This window comes from Micromonospora sp. WMMB235, from assembly GCF_001855515.1.
GTDB classification, from domain to species: domain Bacteria; phylum Actinomycetota; class Actinomycetes; order Mycobacteriales; family Micromonosporaceae; genus Micromonospora; species Micromonospora aurantiaca.
The window spans coordinates 1224541-1248664 of sequence record NZ_MDRX01000001.1 but is presented as its reverse complement, the minus strand read 5'-3'; the positions used below and the strand labels follow the sequence as shown (position 1 = coordinate 1248664).

Annotated in this window: 25 protein-coding genes; 12 read left to right on the top strand and 13 right to left on the bottom strand. The window is 74.1% G+C overall.

Going from position 1 to position 24124, the window contains the following annotated elements; genetic code table 11:
- The first annotated feature begins 98 nt into the window (after positions 1 to 98).
- Complete coding sequence (locus tag BFV98_RS05395) at positions 99 to 1016, top strand: diacylglycerol kinase family protein (protein ID WP_369830061.1); 918 nt, start codon at positions 99 to 101, stop codon at positions 1014 to 1016.
- Here BFV98_RS05395 and BFV98_RS05390 read toward each other — a convergent pair.
- Positions 979 to 1941 carry a DMT family transporter gene (locus BFV98_RS05390; RefSeq protein ID WP_013286124.1) on the bottom strand — a complete coding sequence of 321 codons (963 nt, stop codon included), beginning with the start codon at positions 1939 to 1941 and terminating at the stop codon, positions 979 to 981. The two genes, BFV98_RS05395 and BFV98_RS05390, sit on opposite strands and share 38 nt — an antisense overlap.
- A gap of 57 nt (positions 1942 to 1998) precedes the next feature.
- Positions 1999 to 2763, bottom strand: a complete 765-nt coding sequence (locus tag BFV98_RS05385) for an HAD family hydrolase (protein WP_071098764.1) — start codon at positions 2761 to 2763, stop codon at positions 1999 to 2001.
- An 85-nt stretch (positions 2764 to 2848) separates the two neighbouring features.
- Between BFV98_RS05385 and BFV98_RS05380 the strand changes: the two genes are divergently transcribed.
- Positions 2849 to 5629, top strand: a complete 2781-nt coding sequence (locus tag BFV98_RS05380) for an RNA helicase (RefSeq protein WP_013286126.1) — start codon at positions 2849 to 2851, stop codon at positions 5627 to 5629.
- A gap of 166 nt (positions 5630 to 5795) precedes the next feature.
- Positions 5796 to 6686 (top strand): MHYT domain-containing protein, encoded by an 891-nt coding sequence (locus BFV98_RS05375; RefSeq protein WP_013476939.1) that lies wholly within the window; start codon positions 5796 to 5798, stop codon positions 6684 to 6686.
- 8 nt (positions 6687 to 6694) lie between these two features.
- Here BFV98_RS05375 and BFV98_RS05370 read toward each other — a convergent pair whose 3' ends face one another.
- Positions 6695 to 7618 carry a 5'-3' exonuclease gene (locus BFV98_RS05370; protein ID WP_013286128.1) on the bottom strand — a complete coding sequence of 308 codons (924 nt, stop codon included), beginning with the start codon at positions 7616 to 7618 and terminating at the stop codon, positions 6695 to 6697.
- A gap of 99 nt (positions 7619 to 7717) precedes the next feature.
- Between BFV98_RS05370 and BFV98_RS05365 the strand changes: the two genes are divergently transcribed.
- The 3 genes from BFV98_RS05365 (at position 7718) to BFV98_RS05355 (ending at position 10550) form a co-directional block, all read left to right on the top strand.
- Positions 7718 to 8803 (top strand): DUF4037 domain-containing protein, encoded by a 1086-nt coding sequence (locus BFV98_RS05365; RefSeq protein ID WP_071095198.1) that lies wholly within the window; start codon positions 7718 to 7720, stop codon positions 8801 to 8803.
- A 128-nt stretch (positions 8804 to 8931) separates the two neighbouring features.
- Positions 8932 to 10299: a PHB depolymerase family esterase gene (locus BFV98_RS05360; protein WP_071095196.1), complete on the top strand. Its 1368-nt coding sequence runs from the start codon at positions 8932 to 8934 to the stop codon at positions 10297 to 10299.
- Positions 10300 to 10427: 128 nt separating this feature from the next.
- The gene (locus tag BFV98_RS05355; RefSeq protein ID WP_013286131.1) at positions 10428 to 10550 is read left to right on the top strand and encodes a 50S ribosomal protein L36; all 123 of its coding nucleotides are present in this window, start codon (positions 10428 to 10430) and stop codon (positions 10548 to 10550) included.
- Between the two features lie 24 nt (positions 10551 to 10574).
- Here the strand turns inward: BFV98_RS05355 and BFV98_RS05350 are convergent, their stop codons facing one another.
- The 4 genes from BFV98_RS05350 to BFV98_RS05335 all read right to left on the bottom strand — a co-directional run bounded on the left by BFV98_RS05350 (position 10575) and on the right by BFV98_RS05335 (position 13056).
- Positions 10575 to 11336, bottom strand: coding sequence for a glycosyltransferase family 2 protein (locus tag BFV98_RS05350; protein ID WP_071095194.1), 762 nt, complete (start codon positions 11334 to 11336; stop codon positions 10575 to 10577).
- A 77-nt stretch (positions 11337 to 11413) separates the two neighbouring features.
- Positions 11414 to 12052 carry a YdcF family protein gene (locus BFV98_RS05345; protein ID WP_013286133.1) on the bottom strand — a complete coding sequence of 213 codons (639 nt, stop codon included), beginning with the start codon at positions 12050 to 12052 and terminating at the stop codon, positions 11414 to 11416.
- Between the two features lie 21 nt (positions 12053 to 12073).
- On the bottom strand, positions 12074 to 12343 hold the full coding sequence (locus tag BFV98_RS05340) for a DUF4873 domain-containing protein (protein ID WP_013286134.1): 270 nt from the start codon (positions 12341 to 12343) through the stop codon (positions 12074 to 12076).
- The gene (locus BFV98_RS05335) at positions 12340 to 13056 is read right to left on the bottom strand and encodes a TetR family transcriptional regulator (RefSeq protein ID WP_013286135.1); all 717 of its coding nucleotides are present in this window, start codon (positions 13054 to 13056) and stop codon (positions 12340 to 12342) included. Before BFV98_RS05335 ends, BFV98_RS05340 begins: the two co-directional genes overlap by 4 nt.
- Positions 13057 to 13104: 48 nt before the next feature.
- On the opposite strand from BFV98_RS05335, the gene BFV98_RS05330 reads away from it, so the two are divergent.
- Positions 13105 to 13995, top strand: a complete 891-nt coding sequence (locus tag BFV98_RS05330; RefSeq protein ID WP_013286136.1) for a diiron oxygenase — start codon at positions 13105 to 13107, stop codon at positions 13993 to 13995.
- A 44-nt stretch (positions 13996 to 14039) separates the two neighbouring features.
- Here the strand turns inward: BFV98_RS05330 and BFV98_RS05325 are convergent, their stop codons facing one another.
- The 5 genes from BFV98_RS05325 to BFV98_RS05305 form a co-directional block, all read right to left on the bottom strand.
- Entirely contained in the window at positions 14040 to 15506 is a 1467-nt protein-coding gene (locus BFV98_RS05325; RefSeq protein ID WP_143025387.1) for a cellulase family glycosylhydrolase, read from the bottom strand.
- Positions 15507 to 15645: 139 nt separating this feature from the next.
- Positions 15646 to 15936: a BON domain-containing protein gene (locus BFV98_RS05320; RefSeq protein WP_013476931.1), complete on the bottom strand. Its 291-nt coding sequence runs from the start codon at positions 15934 to 15936 to the stop codon at positions 15646 to 15648.
- Positions 15930 to 16496, bottom strand: a complete 567-nt coding sequence (locus BFV98_RS05315) for an STAS domain-containing protein (RefSeq protein WP_071095191.1) — start codon at positions 16494 to 16496, stop codon at positions 15930 to 15932. The genes BFV98_RS05320 and BFV98_RS05315 overlap by 7 nt, the downstream gene beginning before the upstream one ends.
- Entirely contained in the window at positions 16493 to 16807 is a 315-nt protein-coding gene (locus BFV98_RS05310) for a GlsB/YeaQ/YmgE family stress response membrane protein (RefSeq protein ID WP_013286140.1), read from the bottom strand. Before BFV98_RS05310 ends, BFV98_RS05315 begins: the two co-directional genes overlap by 4 nt.
- A 9-nt stretch (positions 16808 to 16816) precedes the next feature.
- Complete coding sequence (locus tag BFV98_RS05305; RefSeq protein WP_013476930.1) at positions 16817 to 17182, bottom strand: STAS domain-containing protein; 366 nt, start codon at positions 17180 to 17182, stop codon at positions 16817 to 16819.
- 149 nt (positions 17183 to 17331) lie between these two features.
- Between BFV98_RS05305 and BFV98_RS05300 the strand changes: the two genes are divergently transcribed.
- From BFV98_RS05300 to BFV98_RS05285, 4 genes are all read left to right on the top strand, one after another.
- The gene (locus BFV98_RS05300) at positions 17332 to 18006 is read left to right on the top strand and encodes a response regulator transcription factor (protein ID WP_013286142.1); all 675 of its coding nucleotides are present in this window, start codon (positions 17332 to 17334) and stop codon (positions 18004 to 18006) included.
- Positions 18003 to 19352: a cell wall metabolism sensor histidine kinase WalK gene (locus BFV98_RS05295; RefSeq protein WP_030273968.1), complete on the top strand. Its 1350-nt coding sequence runs from the start codon at positions 18003 to 18005 to the stop codon at positions 19350 to 19352. Before BFV98_RS05300 ends, BFV98_RS05295 begins: the two co-directional genes overlap by 4 nt.
- Entirely contained in the window at positions 19349 to 19912 is a 564-nt protein-coding gene (locus tag BFV98_RS05290) for a GerMN domain-containing protein (RefSeq protein WP_013286144.1), read from the top strand. Before BFV98_RS05295 ends, BFV98_RS05290 begins: the two co-directional genes overlap by 4 nt.
- A gap of 141 nt (positions 19913 to 20053) precedes the next feature.
- Complete coding sequence (locus BFV98_RS05285) at positions 20054 to 20863, top strand: SigB/SigF/SigG family RNA polymerase sigma factor (protein WP_013286145.1); 810 nt, start codon at positions 20054 to 20056, stop codon at positions 20861 to 20863.
- Between the two features lie 51 nt (positions 20864 to 20914).
- Here BFV98_RS05285 and BFV98_RS05280 read toward each other — a convergent pair whose 3' ends face one another.
- Positions 20915 to 22915, bottom strand: a complete 2001-nt coding sequence (locus BFV98_RS05280) for a glycosyl hydrolase family 28-related protein (RefSeq protein WP_143025313.1) — start codon at positions 22913 to 22915, stop codon at positions 20915 to 20917.
- A gap of 200 nt (positions 22916 to 23115) precedes the next feature.
- Between BFV98_RS05280 and BFV98_RS05275 the strand changes: the two genes are divergently transcribed.
- Positions 23116 to 24117: a LacI family DNA-binding transcriptional regulator gene (locus BFV98_RS05275; RefSeq protein WP_071095187.1), complete on the top strand. Its 1002-nt coding sequence runs from the start codon at positions 23116 to 23118 to the stop codon at positions 24115 to 24117.
- Positions 24118 to 24124 lie beyond the last annotated feature (7 nt).

Below are 24124 nucleotides of genomic sequence, written 5' to 3'. Positions count from 1 at the left end.
CCCGGCACCCCCTGCCGGGCGCCGTCGGCGTGTGCCGCCCACCCGCCGTGCGACCTGGCTCTGGTGGGCGGCGCGAGGCGTGCCGTACGGTGCTCGCCGTGACCGCGCACGATCATGTCCCGTCCGGCCCCGTTGCCGTGCTCGCCAACCCGACCGCGGGCCGGGGGCGGCACCGCGGTCTGCTGCCCGGGATCCTGGAGCGCCTCGCCGGAGCCGGCCGCCCGGTCGAGCTGCTGCGCGCGCGTACCCCCGAGGAGGCGGAGGCGGCGTGCCACGCCGCGGTCGCCGGCGGCGCCGGGGCGCTCGTCGCGGTGGGCGGCGACGGCACCGTGCACCGGGCGATGCAGGCGGTCGCCGGCACGGCCGTGGCGTTCGGGCCGGTCCCGGCGGGCACCGGCAACGACTTCGCGATGGAGACCGGCTTCCCGGCCGACCCGACGGCCGCCGTCGAGGTGATCACTGCGGCGCTCGCCGCCGGCCACACCCGCCCGGTCGACCTGGCGCGGCTGTCCCGGCCCGGCGAGGCGGACCGCTGGTTCGGCGCGGTGCTCGCTGCCGGCTTCGACGCGATCGTCAACGAACGCGCCAACCGGATGCGCTGGCCGCGCGGCCCGCGCCGGTACGACCTGGCGATCGTGGTGGAACTGGCCCGGCTGCGGCCGCGCCGCTACCGGCTGGTCCTCGACGGGGTGGCGCAGGAGGTCGACGCGGTGCTCGTCGCGGTGGGGAACACGGCCAGCTACGGCGGTGGCATGCGGATCTGCCCGGACGCCGACCCGCACGACGGCCTGCTGGACGTGGTGGTCGGCGGCCGGTTCGACAGGCGCACGCTGATGCGGGTCAAGCCGCAGATCTACCAGGGCACCCACGTCACGCACCCGCTGGCGCGCGTCTACCGGGCGCGGACGGTGGAGCTGTCCGCCGACGGCATCACCACGTACGCCGACGGGGAACGCTCCCTCGACCTGCCGGTGACCGTCACCGCGGTGCCGGCGGCGCTGCGGCTGCTGCGCTGACCCCCGCCGGGTCCGCCTCGGACGGCGGGCCGGGAACGGCCGGCGGCGCGGGAGAAGGCGGCGGCGCGGCGGCGCGGACCGCGCCGGCGCTCGCGGCGACCACGAGCGCGATGGCGAGCACCTCGACCGGGCGCAGCGCCTGGCCGAGGACCAGCCAGCCAGCCACGGCGGCGATCGCCGGACCGAGACTCATCATCACCGCGAACGTCGCGGTCGGCAGCCGCCGCAGCGCGGCCAGCTCCAGGCTGTACGGCAGCACCGAGGCGAGCAGCGCCAGCCCGGTACCGAGCCCCAGCACCACCGGGTCGGCGAGGCGACCGCCGCCGTCGGCCAGCCCGAACGGCAGCGTGAGCAGCGCCGCGACGGTCAGAGCGAGGGCCAGCCCGTCGGCTCCGGGGAACCGCGCGCCGATCCGCGCCGAGCAGACGATGTACGCCGCCCACATGGCGCCCGCCGTCAGCGCCAGCGCGGCGCCGGCCGGGTCGAGCCGGTCGAACCCGCCCTGCCCGAGCAGGACCACCCCGGCCAGCGCCAGCGCGGCCCAGCACCAGGCGGCCATCCGGCGCGCGGCGATCACGGACAGCGCCAGCGGGCCGAGCACCTCAAGCGTGACGGCCGGACCGAGCGGGATCCGCTCGATCGCCTGGTAGAAGATCGAGTTCATGCCGGCCAGGGCCAGCCCGAACGCCAGCACCGCCGCCCAGTCGCGTCGCCCGTACCCGCGTACCCGGGGGCGGCAGACCACGAGCATCAGCAGCGCGCCGATGGTCAGCCGCAACGTCACCGCCCCGGCCACCCCGGTACGCGGGAACAGCAGCGCGGCGAGCGCGGAGCCGAACTGCACCGACAGCGCCCCGCCGAGTACCAGCGCGACCCCGCCGAGCCGTCCCGGCGCACGCGGCGGCAAGGGGTGGGCACCGGTCATGCCCCTGACGGTATCCGGTGCGCCGCGGCGGGTTCGCGCCGCTGGGCAGGTGAACGCTCAGCCGGCCCCGGCCAGGTCCAGCACCGCGCCGAGCCCGTTCGGGCGGCCCGCGTCGGCGCAGGGCAGCACCAGCACCCCGCACCCGGCCGCCACCGCGCCCGCGTCGGCCGGCGTGTCGCCCACCATGAGCGTGTGCTCCGGGTCCACGCCGAGCATCCCGCAGGCCCGCAGGAAGATGCCCGGGTCCGGCTTGCAGCGCCCCACCTCGTACGACAGCGCGTACGCGTCGACGAGCGCGTCGAGGTCCCAGGCGGCGAACAGCGGCCGCAGGTCGAAACCGATGTTGCTGACCACCGCCACCTTCACCCCGGCGGAGCGCAGGGCACCCAGCACCGGAGCGGTGTCCGGGTACGGCACCCAGCCCTCGGGCACCAGCACCCGCTCGTAGAGCGCGTCGGCGAACCCGTCGATGCCGGTGTCCACGGTCTCGGCCAGCCCGGTGTACGCGCCCCGGTGCGCGTGCGGGTAGAGATCCCGGTCGGCCCACAGCTCGGCCAGCCGGGGCGGCACCCGTGCCGGCAGCGGGCCACCGGCACGCCCGGCGGTGAGCAGCCGGTCGGCCAGCGACGTGGCCCGGATGCGGTCCAGCTCGGCGCCGCAGGCGGCCGCGGCGGCGAGCACCCAGGCCAGCGGCTCCTCCACCTGGGCGAGGGTGCCGTGGAAGTCGAAGAGCACCGCCTCCACGGGCCGGCGGGACGGGCCCGGGCGGACGGCGTCGTCGGCGCCGCTCGAGACGTGGGGCAGTTCGGTACGGTCCGGCACGTCGTGCACCCTACCGACCGCTCCGACCGTCCTGCCGGATGGCCTTGACCGGTGCTCCTCGGCGGCACCGATTAATCTTGGATCCATGTCGAGCCCCGCCGAGCGGTACGCCGCGGCGCGCCGCCGGGCCGCGCAGGCCTCCGCCTTCCCGGCCCTGGACGAATTCTCCCTGGATCTCGGGTTCGATCTCGACGACTTCCAGCGCGAGGCGTGCGAGGCGCTGGAGCGGGGCAGCGGCGTGCTCGTCTGCGCGCCCACCGGCGCCGGCAAGACCGTGGTGGGTGAGTTCGCGGTGCACCTGGCGCTGCGGGGCCGGCCCGGCGGCGACGCCCCCGCGACCCGGCGCAAGTGCTTCTACACCACGCCGATCAAGGCGCTGTCCAACCAGAAGTACCACGACCTGGTGGACCGCTACGGCGCCGAGCAGGTCGGCCTGCTCACCGGCGACAACGCGATCAACGGCGACGCGCCGGTGGTGGTGATGACCACCGAGGTGCTGCGCAACATGCTCTACGCCGGCTCGGCCACCCTCGAAGGCCTGGCGTACGTGGTGATGGACGAGGTCCACTACCTGGCCGACCGGTTCCGCGGCGGGGTCTGGGAAGAGGTGATCATCCACCTGCCCGAGTCGGTCACGCTCGTGTCGCTGTCGGCCACCGTCTCCAACGCCGAGGAGTTCGCCGACTGGCTGGTCACCGTACGCGGAGAGACCGCCGTGGTGGTCTCCGAGCACCGGCCGGTGCCGCTGTGGCAGCACATGCTCGTCGGCAAGCGGATGTTCGACCTGTTCCACGACGCCGACGCGGCCCGCAAGCACGACGTGCACCCCGAGCTGCTGCGCTACACCCGCGACACGATGCGCCGCCTGGAGCTGGGCGAGGGCCGCAGCGCCGGCCCTGGGGGCGGGCGGCGCGGCCCTCGCTGGCGGGGCCCGATGCGCCCGGACATCGTCGACCGGCTCGACCGGGAGGGGCTGCTCCCGGCCATCCTGTTCATCTTCAGCCGGGCCGGCTGCGACGCCGCCGTGCAGCAGTGCCTCGCCGCCGGGCTGCGCCTGACCTCCCCTGACGAACGCGCCGAGATCCGCCGGGTGGTCGAGTCGCGGGTCACCGCCATCCCCGGCGAGGACCTGTCGGTGCTCGGCTACTGGGAGTGGCTCGACGGCCTGGAGCGCGGCCTGGCCGCGCACCACGCCGGCATGCTCCCGGCGTTCAAGGAGGTCGTCGAGGAGCTGTTCGTCCGCGGGCTGGTCAAGGCCGTCTTCGCCACCGAGACGCTCGCGCTGGGCATCAACATGCCGGCCCGCTGCGTGGTGCTGGAGCGTCTGGTGAAGTTCAACGGAGAGGCCCACGTCGACCTCACCCCCGGCGAGTACACCCAGCTCACCGGCCGGGCCGGCCGCCGGGGCATCGACGTGGAGGGCCACGCGGTGGTCGTCTGGTCGCCGGAGACCGACCCCCGGCACGTCGCCGGGCTCGCCTCCACCCGCACCTACCCGCTGCGTTCCAGCTTCCGGCCGTCGTACAACATGGCCGTCAACCTGGTCGGCAGCGTCGGCGCGGCGCCGGCCCGGGAACTCCTGGAGTCCTCGTTCGCGCAGTTCCAGGCCGACCGGTCGGTGGTCGGCCTGGCCCGGCAGGTGCAGCGCAACACCGAGACCATCGACGCGTACGGCGTGGAGGCGGCGTGCCACCACGGCGACTTCGACGAGTACTTCGCGCTGCGGGTGGCCATCGCCGACCGGGAACGGGCCATCGCCCGGCAGGGGCAGACCCAGCGCAAGGCGGCGGCCGTCGCCTCGCTGGAGCGGCTGCGGGTCGGTGACGTGATCCGGGTGCCGTCCGGGCGGCGGGCCGGCCTGGCGGTGGTGCTGGACCCGGCCACCGGCGGGTTCGGCGAGCCCCGGCCGCTGGTCCTCACCCAGGACCGCTGGGCCGGGCGGGTCACCCCCGGTGACTTCACCACCCCGGCCGAGGTGCTCACCCGCATCCGGGTGCCGAAGCACTTCAACCACCGCTCGCCCGCGGCCCGGCGGGATCTGGCCGCCGCGGTCAGCGGCACCGGCCTGGACCGGCACGGCGGCCGCCGGGGCGGCCGGTCCCGTCAGGCGGTGGGCGAGGACCACCGGCTCAGCCAGCTCCGCGTCGAGCTGCGCGCGCACCCGTGTCACGCCTGCCCGGACCGGGAGGAGCACGCCCGCTGGGCGGAGCGGCGGCGCCGGCTGGAACGCGACACCGAGGAGCTGCGTCAGCGGGTGTCCGGGCGGACCGGCTCGCTGGCCCGTACCTTCGACCGGATCGTCGCGTTGCTGACGGCACGCGGCTACCTGGCCGCCGACGGCGAGGTCACCGACGCCGGGCGGATGCTGGCCCGGATCTGGACCGAGGCGGACCTGCTGGTGGCCGAGTGCCTGCGCCGCCGGGTGTGGGACGGCCTGTCCCCGGCCGAGCTGGCCGCCGCCGTGTCGGTGGTGGTCTTCGAGGCCCGGCGGGACGTCGACGAGCGGGCGTCGCTGCCGCGCGGCGCGGTGGCCGACGCGGTCGACGAGACGCTCAAGCTGTGGGGCGACATCGAGGCGGACGAGGCGGCGCGCGGCCTGGCCGTGACCCGGGAGCCGGATCTCGGCTTCGCCTGGCCGATCTACCGGTGGGCGCGCGGCGAGGCGCTGGCGAAGGTGCTGGCCAGCGGCCACCAGATCGACGGGGAGATGCCGGCGGGCGACTTCGTCCGCTGGGCGCGCCAGGTGGTCGACCTGCTCGGGCAGGTCGCCGACTCGGGTGGCGCCTCGGCCGAGCTGCGCGGCACCGCCCGGCAGGCCATCGCGGCGGTCAACCGGGGCGTGCTGGCCTACCACGCCTCCGCCTAACGGTCACTTTCGGTCATCGGTTGCCGGAGACCGACGCACCGCTGCGTCACGGCGCTGCCACCCCACGAATTGTCGGGGGGCCGATGTGCGCCCTGGTCAGGGCCTATCCCATCATTGCCCCGGGGCGCCGTGGGTCGCGCTCGGCCGATGGTGAGGGAAGGGCGTCGTGGGCGAGATCAATCACTTTGAGTACGGGTGGATCACACCCGCGCTCAGCTACGCGTTGTCCGTGCTCGGCTCGGCGCTCGGGCTGGTCTGCGCCGGACGGATCCGGACCGCCACCAGTGCCGGTCAGCGCGCCTGGTGGGGCCTGCTCGCCGCGTGGGCGCTGGGCGGCACGGCCATCTGGGCCATGCACTTCATGGCGATGCTCGGCTTCGCCGTCGGCGGCACCCGGATCCGCTACGACGTGCCGCTGACGGCCGCCAGCACGGCGATCGCGGTGGCCTCGGTCGGCATCGGGCTGGCGATCGTGGGCACCGGCCGGCTCGCCGCGCCCCGGCTGCTCGCCGGCGGGTTCTTCACCGGCGCCGGGGTGGCCGCCATGCACTACACCGGCATGGCCGCCATGCGCCTGGACGGCTCACTCGGCTACGACCCGCTGCGGGTGACGCTGTCGGTGGTCATCGCGATCGTGGCCGCCACCGTGGCGCTCTGGCTGGCGATGACCGTCCGGCGCGCGCTCGCCATCGCCGCCTCGGCGCTGGTCATGGGCATCGCGGTCAACGGAATGCACTTCACCGGCATGAGCGCGCTGTCGGTGCACCTGCACGAGAGCCGCGGCCCGGCATCCGGCACCGAGGTGAGCGGTCTGCTCGTGCCGATCGTGCTGGCAGTGGTCTTCGGCGTGGTCGGGCTCGTCTACGCGCTGCTCGCCGCGCCGTCGGACGACGACCGGGCCGGGGCCGCGTACGTCAGCTCGCGGCTCGACGAGGCGCCGTACGCGGCCGCCGCCGCCGAGCCCGCGCCGGACCCGGTCGGCCTGCGCGCCCGCTCGACGCTGGCGCAGCCCGGCGCCCAGTTCCCGACCCGCCGGAGCACCGACCGCCCCTCGTGATCAACTGATCACGATCGGTCGCCCGCCAGCGCGTCGACCAGGCGGCGGCACGAGCCGGCCAGGTTCCAGCGCTGCGCCAGCTCCAGCAGCCGGTCCGGGTCGGCGGGAGACGTCGGCAGTGCCGGGTCCAGCTCGGGCAGCGGCACGTCGGTGGCGACCCGGACCACCTTCGGCGCCACGGCCAGGTAGTCGCGGGCGGCGTCGAGCTTGGCCCGCAGCCCCGGCGCGAAACCGGAACGGGGGTCGTCCAGCGCGGCCAGGATGCCGTCCAGCCCGCCGTAGCGGTCGATCAGCCGGGCGGCGGTCTTCTCGCCGACGCCGGCGACGCCGGGCAGCCCGTCGCTGGGGTCGCCGCGCAGCGCCGCGAAGTCGGCGTACCGGTCGGCCGGCACGCCGTAGCGGGTGCGGACCGCCGCGTCGTCGCAGTCGTCCAGCTTGGCCACGCCCCGGCCGACGTAGAGCAGGCGCACCGGGTGCGCGTCGTCGACGAGCTGGAACAGATCGCGGTCTCCGGAGACCACCTCGACCGGGCCCGGCTGGGTCACCGCGAGCGTGCCGAGCACGTCGTCGGCCTCGTAGCCGGTGGCCCCCACGGCCGGGATGCCGAGCGCGTCCAGCACCTCCAGGATCATCGGCACCTGCGGGGACAGCGTGTCCGGCACGACCTCGCCGCCCTCGGGCGCGACCCGGTGCGCCTTGTACGACGGCAGCAGCTCCACCCGCCACGCCGGCCGCCAGTCGTGGTCGAACGCGCAGATCATCCGGTCGGGCCGGCGGGTGCGCACGAGCTGGGCGAGCATGTCGAGGAAGCCGCGCACGGCGTTCACCGGCTGGCCGTCGCCGGTCTTCGCGGCGGACTCGGGGATGCCGAAGTAGGCGCGGAAGTAGAGGCTGGGGGAGTCGATCAGGAGGATCGGCTGTCGGTGTGCCACGGCGACAAGCCTTCCACAGCCCTGTGACGGGATGGGGGAGGCGACCGCCGGACCGGAAACCGGGGCGCGCGACGGGCGTCCGATGCGCAGACTGGCGGGGTGAGCTTCGTACCCGGCCTGATCCTGGCCCGCCGGTTCCACGACGAGGTGGTGGGTCCGCTGCTGGCGCGGCGGCTGCCCGGCCTGCCGTACTCCGCCGGGCTGCTCGACGGCGGCTCCGAGCTGCTCGGCCTCGACACGCCCCGTTCCACCGACCACGACTGGGGTCCGCGTACCCAGGTCTTCGTGGGGAAGGCGCACGACGTCGCGCCGGTACGGGCGGTGCTGGACGCGGAGTTGCCGGCGCGGTTCCTCGGCTGGCCGACCCGGTACGCGGGCGGCCCGGCGGCGCGCCTCGGCACGGTCCGCGCCGACGGCGACCGGCACGGCGTGACGGTGGACGAACTCGGCGGATGGCTGCGGGAGCGGCTCGGCGCCGACCCGCGCGCCGGGCTGACGGCGGCGGACTGGCTGGCGACGCCGACGCAGCGGCTGGCCGAGCTGACCGGGGGAGCGGTGTTCCACGACGGGCTCGACGGCGCGCTCACCGGCGTCCGGGCCCGGCTCACCTGGTATCCGGACGACGTGTGGCGGTACGTGCTCGCCTCCGGGTGGCAGCGGGTCGCGCAGGCCGAGCACCTGGCCGGCCGGTGCGCCGAGGTCGGCGACGACCTGGGCAGCCGGGTCGTGGTCGCCGGTCTGGCCCGGGATCTGATGCGCCTCGGCCTGCTGCTGCACCGCCGCTGGCCCCCGTACGCGAAATGGCTCGGCACGGTCTTCGCGACGCTGCCGGACGCGGCGCCGGTGGTGGACGGGCTCGCCGCCGCGCTCGGCCCGGGTGACTGGGCGGCCCGCGAGCCCGGCCTGGTCCGGGCGCTGGAGACGGTGGCCGGCTGGACCAACGACGCCGCGCCGGCGCCGCCGGTGGACCCGGCCGCCCGGCCGTTCCACGATCGGCCGTTCCTGGTGCTGCACGCCTGCCGGTTCGTCGAGACGCTGCGTGCCGCCATCACCGACCCGGAGCTGCGCGACCGCCCGCCGGTGGGCGCTGTGGACCAGTACGTGGACAGCGTGGACGTGCTCACCCACGCCGACCGCGCCCGCCGGGTGGCCGCCGCGGTTGTCGGCCCGCCGGCGGGGGCCTAGACTCCGATTCGAGTCGCATCGATCCGCGACTGTCTATCTCGTCTCCGAGGGTCCGGGCCGCCCGTCGCAGGCGCCTCGCCGGCGAGAACGCCGCGACACGCGGCGTTCCCACCACCGAGGAGAACAGCATGCTGTCCAAAAGGAGCGGACTCCGGCTGCTCGGCGCGGCGCTGGCCGCCGCCGGGCTCGCCGTCGGGGCGGCGCTCGCCGTCCCGGGGCCGGCCTCGGCCGCCGCGCTGACCGAGGTGACGAACTTCGGCGCCAACCCGAGCAACCTGCGCATGTACCTGTACGTCCCGGACACCGTCGCGGCCCGTCCCGGGCTGCTCGTGGTGAACCACTACTGCACCGGCAGCGGCCCGGCCATGTACTCCGGCACCCAGTTCGCGTCGCTCGCCGACCGGTACGGCTACATCGTGGTCTACCCGTCGGTGACCCGCAGCAGCAAGTGCTTCGACGTCTCCTCGCCGCAGGCGCTGCGCCGCGACGGCGGCAGCGACCCGGTGGGCATCAAGTCGATGGTGGACCACGTGCGGCAGCGCTACCCGGTCGACTCGCAGCGGATCTTCACCACCGGCACCTCGTCCGGCGCGATGATGACGAACGTGCTGCTCGGCGACTACCCGGACGTGTTCCGGGCCGGCGCCGCGTTCGCCGGTGTGCCGTTCGGCTGCTTCGCCACCACCAACGGCTCGGAGTGGAACAGCGAGTGCGCCAACGGCCAGGTGCTGAAGACCCCGCAGCAGTGGGGTGACCTGGTGCGCAACGCGTACCCGGGTTACACCGGCCCGCGTCCGCGGATGCAGATCTGGCACGGCACCAACGACGAGACGCTGCGCTACCCGAACTTCGGCGAGCAGATCGACCAGTGGACGAACGTGAACGGGCTGGGCCAGACGCCCGCGTACACGGACAGTCCGCAGGCCGGCTACACCCGTACCCGCTACGGCGGCACCGGCGGCACCGCGACCGTCGAGGCGATCAGCATGCAGGGCGTCTCGCACAACCTGCCGGTGGACGCGGCGCAGGCGATCCGCTTCTTCGGCCTGGACTCCACCACGCCGCCGCCGACCACCGCGCCGCCGACCACGCCCCCGCCCACCACGCCCCCGCCCACCACGCCCCCGCCCACGACGCCTCCGCCGACCACGGCGCCGCCGACCACGCCGCCGCCGTCGGGGGCCTGCCGGGTCGGGTACGTGGTGAACGCCTGGAACAACGGCCTGACCGCCGCGGTGACCATCACCAACACGTCCACCACGGCGATCAACGGCTGGAACCTCGCGTTCACGCTGCCGGGCGGTCAGACGATCACCGGAGGCTGGAACGCCACGTACAGCCCGTCCAGCGGAGCGGTGACGGCCCGCAACGTGTCCTACAACGCGTCGATCCCACCGGGCGGTTCGGTGGACATCGGCTTCCAGGCCACCCACACCGGCAACACCGGTAGGCCCGCCTCGTTCGCGCTCAACGGGAGCACCTGCACGACCGCCTGATCCGTCCCCGCTCGCACGGCGGGTGGCGGCGTCCCGGGCACGGTGACGCCGCCACCCCGCCGGGCATGGGCGCCGCCCCGGCGGGTACCCGTGCCGGACGGACACCGGCGGGAACCGAAGGAGCGGATATGAAGGTCCGAAGCTCCCTGCGCGGGCTCAAGCGCAAGGCCGACTCGATAGTGGTCCGGCGCCGGGGCAGGCTGTTCGTCCTCAACAAGGCCGACCGGCGGCAGAAGGCCCGGCAGGGCTGAGCCCGTCGTCGCCGCGCGACCCGCTCAGGGAGTTCGAGACGCAGGTGTGGGACGCGACGTCGTGACGGCGGCGGCCGGCACGTCGCCCACCTCGGCGCGCCCGGTCAGGCGGGCGAGCGCGGAGGCGGCCAGCGGCCGGTAGATCCGTACCGAGTCGGCGAGCGCGGAGAAGTGCGAGCCCGAGTTGTCGCCGTGGTAGCGGGTGGCGATCTCCACCTGCTCGACCGGCAGCCCGGCGCGGACCAGCCGCAGCAGCACCGTCATCTCGTACTCGAAGCGGTCACCGGGGATCGTGGTGAGCCAGCCGAGCAGCGCGGACGGGTAGGCGCGCAGCCCGGTCTGGGTGTCGCGCACGTCCCGGCCGGTCGCCAGGCGGAACGCCACCCGGGTCGCCGCGTTGCCGAACCGGCTGCGCGCCGGGACCTCGCCGTCGAACCCGCGTACGCCGAGCGTCGGCGCTCCGGTGGCGCGCATCCGGTCCGTCACGGCGCACACGTCGGGCACACAGTGCTGGCCGTCGGCGTCCACACAGATCACGTCGCGGCCCGGGTGGTGCGTCGAGGCGTACCGGAAGCCGGTGCGCAGCACCACGCCCTTGCCCCGGTTGACCCGGCGGCGCAGCACGGTCGCGCCCCGGGCGCGGGCCGCGTCCAGCACCCCGGCGGCGGCCGGGCCGCTGCCGTCGTCGACGACGAGCACGTCCGCCCCGGGCAGGGCGTCCCGCAGGTCGCCGACCAGCGGCGGCAGACGGTCACCCGGTCGGTACACCGGCACGAGCACGATCACGGAACCTCCCGGGTGGACTCGCCCGCCGGCACGCGGGTCGATCGAGGACGCTCGTACCCAGGGCCCGCCCCGGTGAATCACCGCCGGGGCGTGAGGCGTCCGATCCGGTCGGCGGCGCGGGCCAGCGCGCGCTCGCGGCGCAGCGACGCCTCCGGGGTACGCACACCGAGGAAGCCGATCCGGCTGAACGCCCGGGCGGCCCGCTCCCGCCGGACGGGCACCGGGTCGGGCGCGGTCACCGGCACGTCGGCCAGCGCCGGGCCGGACAGGCCGAGCACGCGCGCGGCGAGCAGCCGGACGCGGGGCAGGTGCCACGGGTGGGAGACCAGCCCGAGCGGGCGCTGCGCGGTGAACTCCGCCGCGTCGAGCAGCCCGTCCTGGACGGTGTGCGCCAGGTTCTGCACTGTGGTGCGGGAGCGGGTCTCGGCCGCCGACGAGGCGTACGCGTCGAGTCCCGCCTCGCGCGCCAGCGCCCGCATCAGCTCCGCCTCCCGGTATCCGGCGGGCGGGCCGGGCGCGCCGGCCGGGCCGTGCGGCCAGCCGCCGGTGAACACCACCCGGGCGTCCGGCGCGCGGCGGAACGCCTCGGCGTGCGCGCGGACGTAGGCCACCGCAGCCTCGGTGCGCGCCACGCTCTCCGCGGTGAGCCGGTAGCCGTCGTCCCCGGCCACCACCCCACGGCCGAAGACCAGCAGCACGGTGGCGGGAGACGTCATCCCTTCACGGTACGGCGCGGATCACTCGTCGTCCGGCGGCCAGGGTGGCGTGCCGACACCGGTGATGCGGACGCCGCCCCACGGGTCCACCTCGGCCAGCCGGGCCCGGGCGACCCGTTCGCCGATCCGGACCTCCACGTCGCGGCGGCCGGAGCGCAGCAGCCGGACCAGGCGCGGTTCCGGCTCGACCCGTCCGGCCCAGTGGTAGCGGCCGTCGACCGGCTCGAACCGCCCGCCGCCGTGCAACCGGACCGTGGTGCCGGCGATCTGGGCCGTGCCCTCCCAGGTCACCTGTCGATCCGTTCGTGCGCGCGGGTCAGCTCCGGTGGCAGGTCCGCGCCCCGGCGGACCCCCTCGATGCCGCTCCACAGCAGCGTGGTCAGGTATTCGGTGAGCGCGGCCCGGTGGATCGGCTGCCCGTGCGTGGTCCACCAGTCGCCGACCGCCTGCACGAACCCGACCAGCCCGTACGCCCACGGCTCGGCCGGGCCGGCGTCGAGGCCGAGCGCGCGCAGCCGGTCGCCGATGACCCGGGCCAGCCCGGTCGCGACCTGGCGGCTGGTGCCTGTCACCACCTGCTGGATGCCGGGATGCCCGGACTCGTGCACGAGGAACCGGTACAGCGACGGCTCGTACTCCACCACGCTCAGGTACGCGTCGATGGTCGCCTCGACCAGCGCGCGTTCCTCGCGTACCTGCTCCACGGCTGGGGCGATCGCGGCGACCACGCGCTCCGCGACCACCTCGCTGACCGCCAGCCAGAGTTGCGCCTTGTCGGCGAAGTAGCGGTAGAGCACCGGCTTGCTGACCCCGGCGGTGGCGGCGACCTGGTCCATGTCGACGCTCGGGCCGTGCTGCAGCAGTGCCTGCACGGCGGCGGCGATCAGTTCCTGCCGCCGCTGTTCGCGGTGGTCGGCCCAGCGGTCGCGCCGCCCGCCGGAACGGGGTGCGGCCGGCTCCGGAGGAGCGTCGGGGCCATTGACATCGGTGGTGGTCCGTCGCATGCTACCACTCGTAACAGTTACTCGAAGTTACGTCAATATGGAGGGGTCATGGCCGGGTTCCCGCGCGAGGCGGTCGCCGACCGCCTGCTCTCCGCCTCGGTACGCACCAGCTACGACCCGGTGGTCGACATCGACTGGTCGGCGCCACCGGTGCCCGGCGCGTACTGGCTGCCGCCCACGCGCAGCAGCCTCTACGGCACTCCACTGTGGGACGCCATGACCGAGGACCAGCGGGTCGAGCTGACCAAGCACGAGGTCGCCAGCGCGGCCAGCGCCGGGATCTGGTTCGAGACGATCCTCATGCAGATGCTGATCCGGCACTACTACGACGCCGACCCGACCAGCCGGCACGCCCAGTACGCGCTCACCGAGGTCGCCGACGAGTGCCGGCACTCCATCATGTTCGGCCGGCTCATCGAGGCCGCCGGCGCGCCGGTCTACCGGGCCGAGCCGTTCGACCACCTGCTCGGGCGCTGGCTCAAGTCCACGGCGACCGGCCCGCAGATGTACGCGGCCATCCTGATCGCCGAGGAGATCCTCGACTCGTTCCAGCGCGAGATCATGGCCGACGAGTCGTTGCAGCCGCTGATCCGGATGGTGTCGCGCATCCACGTGGTGGAGGAGGCCCGGCACGTGCGCTTCGCCCGCGACGAGCTGACCCGGCAGGTCGAGGCCGCCGGGCCGGTCGCGCTCGCGTACGCGCGGCTGGTGATCGGCCGGGCCGCGTACTCGATCACGCGGCGCCTGGTGCACCCGCGGGCGTACGCGGCGGTCGGGATCGACCCGGCGGCCGGCCGGGCCGCGGCGCGGGCCAACCCGCACTGGCGGGCCACGCTGCGCTGGTCCGCGCAGCGGATCGCCGACCACCTGACCGAACTGGGCCTGGTCGCCGGGCCGGGCCTGGTGCTGTGGCGCCGGGCCGGGCTGGTGGAGGGCTGACCGGCGGCGACCCGAAGGGGAAAGGATCGCCGCCGGCCGCCCGGTCACAAGGTGGGGAAGTTGTCGGCGGTACGGATGCGCTCGCGCATGAACGCGCCGGACTCGGTGAGCACCGACGTCCCGCCGAACGAGCCGGACGCGCAGGTGCCCGGCCGGAGCGCCGCCGAGCCCTCGGGCGCGTCGGAGAGCGTCCAGTTCGCGTAGCTGATCTTCAACCGGTCGAGCAGGTCGAGCCAGGCGTTGCTGCTGGCGGTGTCGACAGCGCCGTCACCGGTGTAGGTGACAGTGCCGAACTCGGTGACGAACAGCGGGAGCCGGCTCGCCGCCCGCTGCACCTCGTTGCGGTAGTTGTCCTTGTGCGACGCGGCGTAGAAGTGGAACGTGTACATGATGTTCTGCGCCCGCACCGGGTTGTTCACGATCTCGTCGGAGTTGCCGCCCTCGGAGACACCCAGCGAGGACCAGCCCCGGGTGCCGACGATGACCACCGCGTCCGGGTCGTTGGCCCGGATCACCGGGATGACCTGCTCGGCGTAGTTGCGGATGGTCGACCAGCTCACCCCGTTGGGCTCGTTGGTGATCTCGTAGATCACGTTCTTCTTCGCGGCGTTGCGCGCGGACACGTTGGCGAAGAACGTCTTGGCCCGGTCCAGGTTGTACATCGGGTCACCGGGCGTCAGCGTGTGGAAGTCGATGAGCGCGTACATGCCCCGGGCCTCGGCCTTGTCCACGAGCGTGTTCACCTGGTTGGTGAAGCCGGCCGGGTTGGTCTCGTAGCCCTGCTCCTGCACGTACATGGAGATGCGCAGCAGGTCGGACCGCCACTCGTTCGCGAGCACGTCGAGCGAGGCGTCGGTGTAGCAGTTGGCGAACCACTGCAACCCGTGCGTGCTCATGCCGCGCAGCTGGATCGGCCGCCCGTACTGGTTGCAGAGGTTGACGCCGCACACCTGGAGCTGGCCGTTGATCGCCACCGGCGTGGTGCCGGTCGGCGGCGGGGTGGTGGGTGGCGGGGTGGTGGGCGGGGGAGTGGTCGGCGGCGGCGGGGTGCTCGGCGGGGGCGTGCTGGGCGGCGGGGTGCTCGTGCCGCCGGTGCAGACCGTGCCGTTGAGCGTGAACGACGTGGGGCTCGGGTTCGACCCGGTCCACGAGCCGTTGAAGCCGATCGTGGTGCTCGCGCCGGTGCCGAGCGCGCCGTTGTAGTCCAGGCTGCGCGCGGTGACCGCCGAGCCGCTCTGCTGCCAGGTGGCCGACCAGCCCTGGACCACGCGCTGGCCGCCGTCGGGGAAGGTGAAGCCCAGCGTCCAGTTGCTCACCGGGTCGCCGAGGTTGCGTACCGCCACTGTCGCGGTGAAGCCGCCTTGCCAGGAGTTGGTGGTGTAGGTGACGGCGCAGCCGGTCGCCGCCATCGCGTCCGGCGAGGGCAGGACGGCCGTCGTCGCCAGGGCGAGCGCGCCGACCGCGCCGCCGACGAGCAGGTGCCGCCGGGACGGGCGGGGAATCGAGAACATGCGGGAAGGTCCCATCGTCTGGATGGTGAACGGACGGTGCCCGTCGTGAACCTGCCCGGAAAGCCCGACGCGGCGGCCTGGGGGAGCGCTCCCACGGCCGAGCGTAGAGGTGGATGCCGATGCGTGCAACAGTCGCCGCTCAGCGGCCGCCGCGCCGCCCGCCGTAGAGCCGCAGCGCGTTGCAGACGTCGAACACACCCGGCACGTCCCAGGCCAGCTCGGCGGCGACCAGGCGCGTCTCCGGGTCGGCCACCAGGCCGGCGAGGATGACCACGCGGTTCTGCACGGTCACTGTGATCTGCTGCCGGCGGGTGGTCCAGTCGGCGCTGAGCCGCTGCGCGACGAGCGACGCGAGCCGGGTGTCCGCGTCGTCGGGCTCCGGTCCGCCGCCGGTGTACGGGAACTCGGGGTACGGCCAGGGCATCACCACGGGGAGGGCTCCTTCTGTTCGGTCAGGACCGGTTGCCGGGTTGCGGGGCCCGGCGCCGGGACGCGGCCGTCGACGACTGTGAAGACGCCGTCGAGCCGCATGGTGTGCAGCACGGTGAGCACGAACCGCGACGGGGACAGCAGGCACAGCCGGCGGCCGTCGCGCCGGGCGTCCTGGTGCGCGCGCACCAGCAGGCTGAGCCCGGCGGAGTCGATCACCTCCAGGCCGGACAGGTCGACCAGCTCCATGTCGTCGCGGAGGGAACGCTCGTCGAGAGCGCGGCGGACCGCCGTGGCCGGGTCGAGTTCGTGGGCGGCCGGGGTGCCGGCGACCTGTTCCAGCTCGTCCAGGCCCAGACCGTCGTCGGCGATGGCCGCCCGGGCGCTGCACCGGGGGCAGTGATGCGGTCCGGACGCGAACGGCGAGCCGACCCAGTCGTGCTCGAACACGAGCGTCCACACCACCTCGGCGTCGGGCAGCGTGGCTCCGGTGCCGGTGACGCTGTCGCCGCAGGCGTCGCAGATGAGCATCATGAGGTGGTCCGCGGGAACGACGGTCACACCTCCTCCTTCCGCCGGCCGCCCGTACCGGGCGGCGTCTGCCCCTCCGCCTCCGGCCGGCCCGCGGCGACCACCGCCAGCACGACCGCCACGGCGGCGAAGCCGGTCTGCACCATCAGCGGCAGCACGGGCGATCCGTCGGTGCGGTGGTCCACCAGCCCGACCACGATCGCGCCGAGCAGCGCGGACGCCACGCCGAGCGCGAGTGTCAGCCACACCGGGACGGCCTTGCGCCCCGGCAGGACGAGGCGTCCCAGCCCGCCGACGGCCAGACCCACCACGAGCGCTCCGACGAGCGTGCTGCCGGTCACCACTCCTCCTCAGCGTGATGCGGACGCGACCCGGGCCCGGCCGCGCGCGGCCGGACGGGGCGTGTCGACGACGGGTACGGCGCCGAGCCCGGAGTTCTCCAGGATGCGCCGGATCCGCGGATGTGGATTGCTCAGCGTGAGCAGGCCGCCCTGCCGCGCCAGCCGGCGGTGCACGTCCAGCAGCAGCGCGACGGCGGCGGCGTCCACATGCCGGCACCCGGCGAGGTCGATCGTCAGCTCGCGGGGCCGTAGCGCGAGGATGCGGTCCAGCACGTGGGCGACCTCGGGCAGCCCGGCGAGGTCCAGCTCGTCGGTGATGTCCACGCGCACGTGCGGCACGGCGGACTCCGGCGGGGACGGCAGGCTGGCAGGCATCTGGTCGCTTCCGTGGTGGGATCGGGTCAGACCCCACTCTGCGCAGGGATCTTGGAGGTCACCGGACGGTTGTATGACGGTTCGATGACAAAAACCACGAACGGCCCACGCGATTGGGCGACCCGTGCCGGGCCGGTCATGATGCCCATATGACGGCCGTACTGGTGATCGAGGACGACGACCGCATCCGGCTCGCGCTGCAGCTCGCCCTGGAGGAGGAGGGCTACGAGGCGTACGGCGCGCCGACCGCCGAGGACGGCCTGCGCCGGCAGCGGGAGAAGCCGGCGGACTACGTGCTCGTCGACCTGATGCTGCCCGGCATGAACGGATTCGACTGCATCCGTCAGCTGCGCCGCGACGACGACGTGCCGGTCGTGGTGATCAGCGCCCGCGACGACACCCACGACATCGTCGCCGCGCTGGAGGCCGGCGCCGACGACTACGTGGTGAAGCCGGTCGCGATCAAGGAGCTGTCCGCCCGGCTGCGGGCGCTGCGCCGGCGCGTACGCACGGTGGCCGGGCCGGTGCCCGCCCAGTTCTTCGGCGACCTGGAGATCAGCGCGGAGGCCGGCGAGGTGCGGCGCTCGGGACAGCCGGTGCCTGTCACCCGCACCGAGTTCCGGCTGCTCTGCGAGCTGGCCGAGCACGCCGGGCGGGTGCTGTCGCGCCAGCAGCTGCTCAGCCGGGTCTGGGGCTACGAGACCGGCGACGAGCGGCTCGTCGACGTGCACGTGGGCCGGCTGCGGCAGAAGATCGAATCCGACCCGGCCAACCCGCGCCACCTGGTCACGCTGCGCGGCCTCGGCTACAAGCTCCAGCGATGACCCGGCCCGGCCTGCGCGCCCGGGTCACCGCGGCGTTCGCCGTCGGGGCGTTGCTGCTCTCCGCGCTGATGGCCCTCTTCTCGTACGACCTGACCCGGCGCTCGCTGCTCGACGAGCGGGAGCGCACCGCGGTACGGGCCGCCTACTACGACGCCGCCGTGGTCCGCTCCGGCCTGGACACCGGCACCCCGGACGTGGTGGCCGTGCTGCGCTCGCTCGACACCGGCAGCGCGCGTCGCCCGCTGCTGCACCTGCCCGACGGCTGGTACGCCCGTACCGCGGACGTGGGCGCCAGCTCGGTGCCGGTGGAGTTGCAGCGCGTGGTGGCCGACGGCAAGCCCGCCGTGCAGCGGATCCGGCTCGACGGGCAGCCCGTGCTGCTTGTCGGCGTGCCGTTGCCCGGCGCGCTCGGCTACTACGAGCTGACCTCGCTGCGGGAGGTCGAGGAGACGTTCCAGGTGGTGGGCCTGGCACTGATCGCCGTGGCGATCATGGTCGCCGGGGCGGGCGCGGCGCTCGGCTGGTACGCCACCCGGCACAGCCTGCGGCCGCTCACCGCGGTCGCCGACGCGGCGGAACGGATCGCGGCCGGCGACTTCGCCACCCGGCTCGACCCGACCACCGATCCCGACCTCACCCGCCTGTCCAGCTCGTTCAACGAGATGGTCGACAAGCTGGTGCACCGCATCGAGCGGGACCGGCGCTTCGCCGCCGACGTGAGCCACGAGCTGCGCTCGCCGTTGCAGACCCTGGCCGCCGCCGCGAGCGTGCTCCACCGCCGCCGGGAGCACCAGGACGAACGCACCGCGACCGCGGCGGGCCTGGTCGCCGACGAGGTGACCCGGTTCCAGCGCCTGGTCGACGATCTCATCCAGCTTGCCCGCACCGAGCAGCCGGCGCACCGCGAGACGGTCGACGTGCTGGAGCTGGCCCGGACCGTCTGCCGGGAGCGGTCGCTGCCGGAGAGCCTGGTGACGGTCGAGGGTGACGCCCCGCGCCTGTGGTGGGTCGACCGGCGCCGGTTCGCCCAGACGCTGCTGAACCTGGTGGAGAACGCCGAGCGGTACGGCGGCGGGCCGGTCGCCGTACGCCTCGGCGGGAGCGACGGCGTGGGCGTGCTGGAGGTCGACGACGACGGTCCGGGTGTACCGCCCGGTGACCGCGAGATCATCTTCGACCGGTTCGTGCGGGGGCGGGCGGCGCACGACCGGGCCGGCACCGACGGCACCGGTCTCGGGCTCGCGCTGGTGGCGCAGCACGCCGCCGCGCACGGCGGTACGGCCGCGGTGCTGGACCGCGAGCCCGGCGCCCGGTTCCGGGTCGAGCTGCCCGGAGCGCTGCGATGAGCCGCCGGCGGCTCCTGCCCGCCCTGCTCGCGGCCGTGCTGCTGGCCGGCTGCGGGGTGCCGGTGGACGACGAGCCCCGCCTGGTGCAGACGCCACCGGGCGCGTTCCCCACCCCCACGGTGTCCTCGACCGCCGACGGCGACGGGCGGGTGGACGAGCCGTTCTGCTTCGTCCGGGACGACGGGCTGGTCGTGGTCAAGCGCCGGGTGGACGGGCTGCCGGAGGTGGATGCGCACCTCCAGCACCTGCTGGCCGGTCCGGACGGCGGCGAGCGCCGTCAGGGACTGGCCACGGCGCTGCCCGGCACGGTCGCGGTGGCCGGGGCGACGCTGGCCGGCACGCTCGCCACGGTCGACGTACGCCAGGCCGGGGAGGAGACCGGCCGCAACGACGAGGTGCTGGCCTTCGGGCAGATCGTGTGCAGCCTCACTCAGCGGCCCGACGTGTTCAGCGTGGCCTTCCGCCGGGACGGTCAGCCGCTGGAGGTGCCACGCGCGGACGGGAGCCTCTCCGCGCTGCCGCTCACCGCCGCCGACTACCGGCCGTTGCTACCTCGCTGACACCCTTCCTCGCCGCTGTGTCCGTATATGAAACGAAATCTCCATCGTCCGTTCGGTTGATTTGATGGTGGCCTTTGGTCTAGTGTGGCTGGCACGACCGGTGTGGGAGGCCACCCGTTCTCCGAGGACAGGAAGGGCAGCATGACCACGATGACCATGGGATCGACCGCCACCGAGGTGCACCGCGCGCCGCAGACGGGCGAGGAGACCCGCGCCAGCGAGCTGATCGCGGCGCTCGCCGCACTGCCGGCCGACCACCCGCAGCGGGCCGCCCTGCGCAACCAGGTCATCGAGGCGTGGCTGCCGCTGGCGAACCACCTGGCCGCCCGCTACAGCGGTCGCGGCGAGCCGGCCGGTGACCTGGCCCAGACCGCGGCGCTCGGCCTGATCAAGGCAGTCGACCGGTTCGACGCCTCGCGCGGTGTCGACTTCGCCGGCTTCGCCATCCCGACCATCCTCGGCGAGATCAAGCGGCACTTCCGCGACCGCACCTGGAACATCCGGGTTCCCCGGCGCCTCCAGGAGCTGCGGCTGCGCATCTCCGAGGCCAACAGCACGCTGACCCAGACGCTCAACCGGGCCCCGACCGTCGCCGACATCGCCGCCCACCTCGACGTCACCGAGGAAGAGGTGCTGGAGGGACTGGAGGGCGCCCGCGCGTACAACGCGGTCTCGCTGTCCACCCCGATCGGCGACGGCGACAGCGCCACCGAGCTGGGCGACACGCTCGGCACCGAGGACAACGAGTACGAGCTGGCCGACCTGCGCGCCTCGCTCGGCCCGGCGCTCGCCACGCTCGACGAGCGGGAGCAGAAGATCCTCACGCTGCGCTTCTACGGCAACCTGACCCAGAGCGAGATCGCCGCTCGGGTCGGCGTCTCCCAGATGCACGTGTCCCGGCTGCTCGCCCGCGCCCTGACCAAGCTGCGCGGCCAGCTCACCGAGGCCTGATCGACCCTTGACGCGACCCCCGCCGGCCCGCCCGGCGGGGGTCGCGTCGTGTCACCAGCGCGAGGGCGGGGGCGGCGGCACCACCGGCGGCCGGTCGTCGCAGGTGATGGTGTTCGGCAGCAGCCACGGGGCCAGCCACCCGCCGTCGTTGCCACCCAGATCGGTCAGGGCGAACTCCGACCCGGCGGGTGTGAAGTGGAACGACCCGCAGTTGTTCACGCCGACCGCGCCCACGTTGCGGGCGTCGACGTTCGCGAAGCTCGCCCCGCCCGCCGTACGCGCGCTGACCACCGACGTGCCGGTGCCGTCGACCCGGATGTCGCGGAAGCGGACGTTGTCGATGCGGACGCTGTCCTTCACCGGCCAGTCGCTGACCAGCATGATCGCGTTGTAGGTGCTGTCCAGGTACGCGTCGCCGCTCACCTGGATGTCCGCGGCGTCGATGCTGCGGTCCAGCGCGTAGAACCAGATCGCGCCGAGGCCGATGTTCCAGTTCAGGTCGTACGTGCCGGCCCGCACAGTGGTGTTGCCGGTGATCCGCAGCCGGCCGGTGAACGGCTCGGCCCCGAACCGGGAGCCCACCTGGATCGCGCTGCCCTCGCGTACCGGGTCGGCGATCAGGTTGTGCGCGACGGTCAGGTCGGTGCCGCCGTACAGCGCGATGCCGTTAGCGAGCACCGGCGACTGCACCGTGTTGTAGGCGAACGTGTTCGACGCGTTCGCCGTACCCTCCGACCACATCGCCAGCGCGTCGTCGCCGCTGTTGCGGACCACCGAGTTCGTCACCGACGAGTGCGTGACGCCGGTGTGGAAGTTCAGCCCGTCGGCGATCTGGTCGGCGATCACCGTGTTCGTGACCCGCAGGCCGGTCATCGGCCCGTCGAACCACATGCCGACCTTCGTGTGGTGCAGGTAGAGGCCGTCGATGGTGCTGTGGTTCAGCGCCCCGCCGACGGCGTTCACCTGGTCGGTGTCGATCCGCTCCCGCACGTCGCCCTCGATCGCGAAACCGGACAGGTGCACGTCGCTGCTGCCGCCGTCGGCGGCGTCGCGGCCGTAGAAGCCGACGCCCGTGTGGCGGGAGCCGTCGGGCGCCGGGGTGTCCAGGGCGACCTCGCGCCCACGCACGATCGTGTACCAGCTCCCGGCCCCGGCGATCGTCACGTCGTCGACGATTATGTGCCGGTTGACCTGGTAGGTGCCCGGCGGCAGGTAGAGCGGGCGGTCCACCCGGCGGGCGTACGCGATCGCGCGGTCGAACGCGTCGGCTGACTCCCGGCGGCCGGTCGGGTCGGCGCCGAAGGACAGCGCGTTCACCGCGCGGGGGACCACGCGGGGCGGCGCGACCAGGTGCGCGTCCACCAGGTCGATCACCGTCCACGCGGCGGCCGTGCCGCGCGGCGCGGTCAGCCGGACCACCTCGCCGGCCCGATGGGTACGGCCGAGCAGCAGGCGCTGCTCGTCGTAGAAGTGGTGCGGCCGGAACGGCTTGCTGATCACCGGCGCGGGCGTGGTGGCCGCCGGGACGCAGGAGCACTCGGTGATCCACCAGTCCGGGTGCAGCAGGTCGGCGCCGGGATCGTTTGTGAACGGGTACTGGTTGTAGAGCCAGGCGTACTGCGAGGTCAGCGTCATGGTGCGGGCGGGCGCGTGCCCGACCGCCACCCGCAGCGGCGCGGTGATCCCGCCGCCACCGGGCGCGTCCGGGATGCTGTAGCGCACGGTCAGCGCGTTCGTGGCCCGGGGGAGTGCGAGTTCGACGTACTGGCCGGGCAGCAGGCGTACGGCCCGGCGGCCGGACGCCTCACCGGCGAGTGTGTACGCCGACCGGTCCGGCCCGATCACGGCGCCGGTGGTCCGGCCGTGTTCCGCCTCCTGTTCGACGTAGTCCACAGTCGCACCGCGACCGGCGACGAGCGCGGGGTCCAGCCCGGCGCGGGTCACCACGGGAGCCGGTCCGCGCGGCGGGCCCGCAGTGGCGGCACCGGGCGGTACGAGCAGGGCGGCGGCGACGAGCGCCGCCGCGAGGATCCTCGGCACGCTCCGCGACATCGGAGCACCCACTTTCTCGGGGGGACGGGTGGCCTCGGCGGCGCAGGCCATCGACAAGGTTCCTCATGTTATTCCGGTGCTCTGTTGCCTTTCAAGCATCAATCTGCTCGCATCTTTCGGACCGCTTGCCTCCGCACACGGCAAGAACCGACCACTTCGGCTGTTCATTTCTTGCAAGAATCCGACGTACGATTGCCGCCGTGACGAAGCGCCTGACCGAGGTGGCCCGCAAGGCGGGCGTCAGCGAGGCGACCGTGAGCCGGGTGCTCAACGGCCGCGGCGGCGTGTCCGAGGCGACCCGGACCGCCGTGCTGACCGCCCTCGACGTGCTCGGATACGAGCGCCCGACGAAACTGCGCGGCGAGCGTGCCCGCCTGGTCGGCCTGGTCCTGCCGGAGTTGCAGAACCCGATCTTCCCGGCCCTGGCCGAGGTGGTCACCGGCTCCCTCGCCCAGCGCGGGTTCACCCCGGCGCTCTGCGCCCGCACCATCGGCGGCGTGCCGGAGTCCGGATACGTGGAGATGCTGCTCGACCACCAGGTCAGCGGCGTCATCTTCGCCGGTGGCTCGTACGCCCTCGCCGACGCCTCGCACGAGCACTACCGGCGCCTGACCGACCGCGGCCTGCCCGTGGTGCTCGTCAACGCCGGCGTCGAGGAGCTGGGCTTCCCGCGGGTGTCCACGGACGACGCGGTCGCCGTCGAGCAGGCGTACGGGCACCTGCGCTCCCTCGGCCACGAGCGGATCGGCATGGTGCTCGGCCCGGCCGACCACGTGCCCTCGCGCCGCAAGCTCGACGCCATGGTCCGGGCGGCCGGCTGGGGCGAGGACCGGTCCCTGGTGGAGCGGTCCAGCTTCTCCATGGAGGGGGCGCGGGTCGCGGCCACGAAGCTGATCGAGCGCGGCGCCACCGGGATCGTCTGCGCCAGCGACGTGCTGGCGCTGGGCACCATCCGGGCCGCCCGCCGCCTGGGCTGCGCGGTACCGGCCGACGTCTCGGTGGTCGGCTTCGACGACTCGGCGTTCATGACCTGCACCGATCCGCCGCTGACCACTGTGCGGCAGCCGATCGAGACGATGGGCCAGGCGGCTGTGGACCTGCTGGTGACCCAGATCGAGGGCGCCGGCGTGCTGCACGACGAGCTGATGTTCGAGCCCGAGCTGGTGGTACGCGGCTCCACCGCCCCCGCCCCTCGCCGCTGACCCCCGG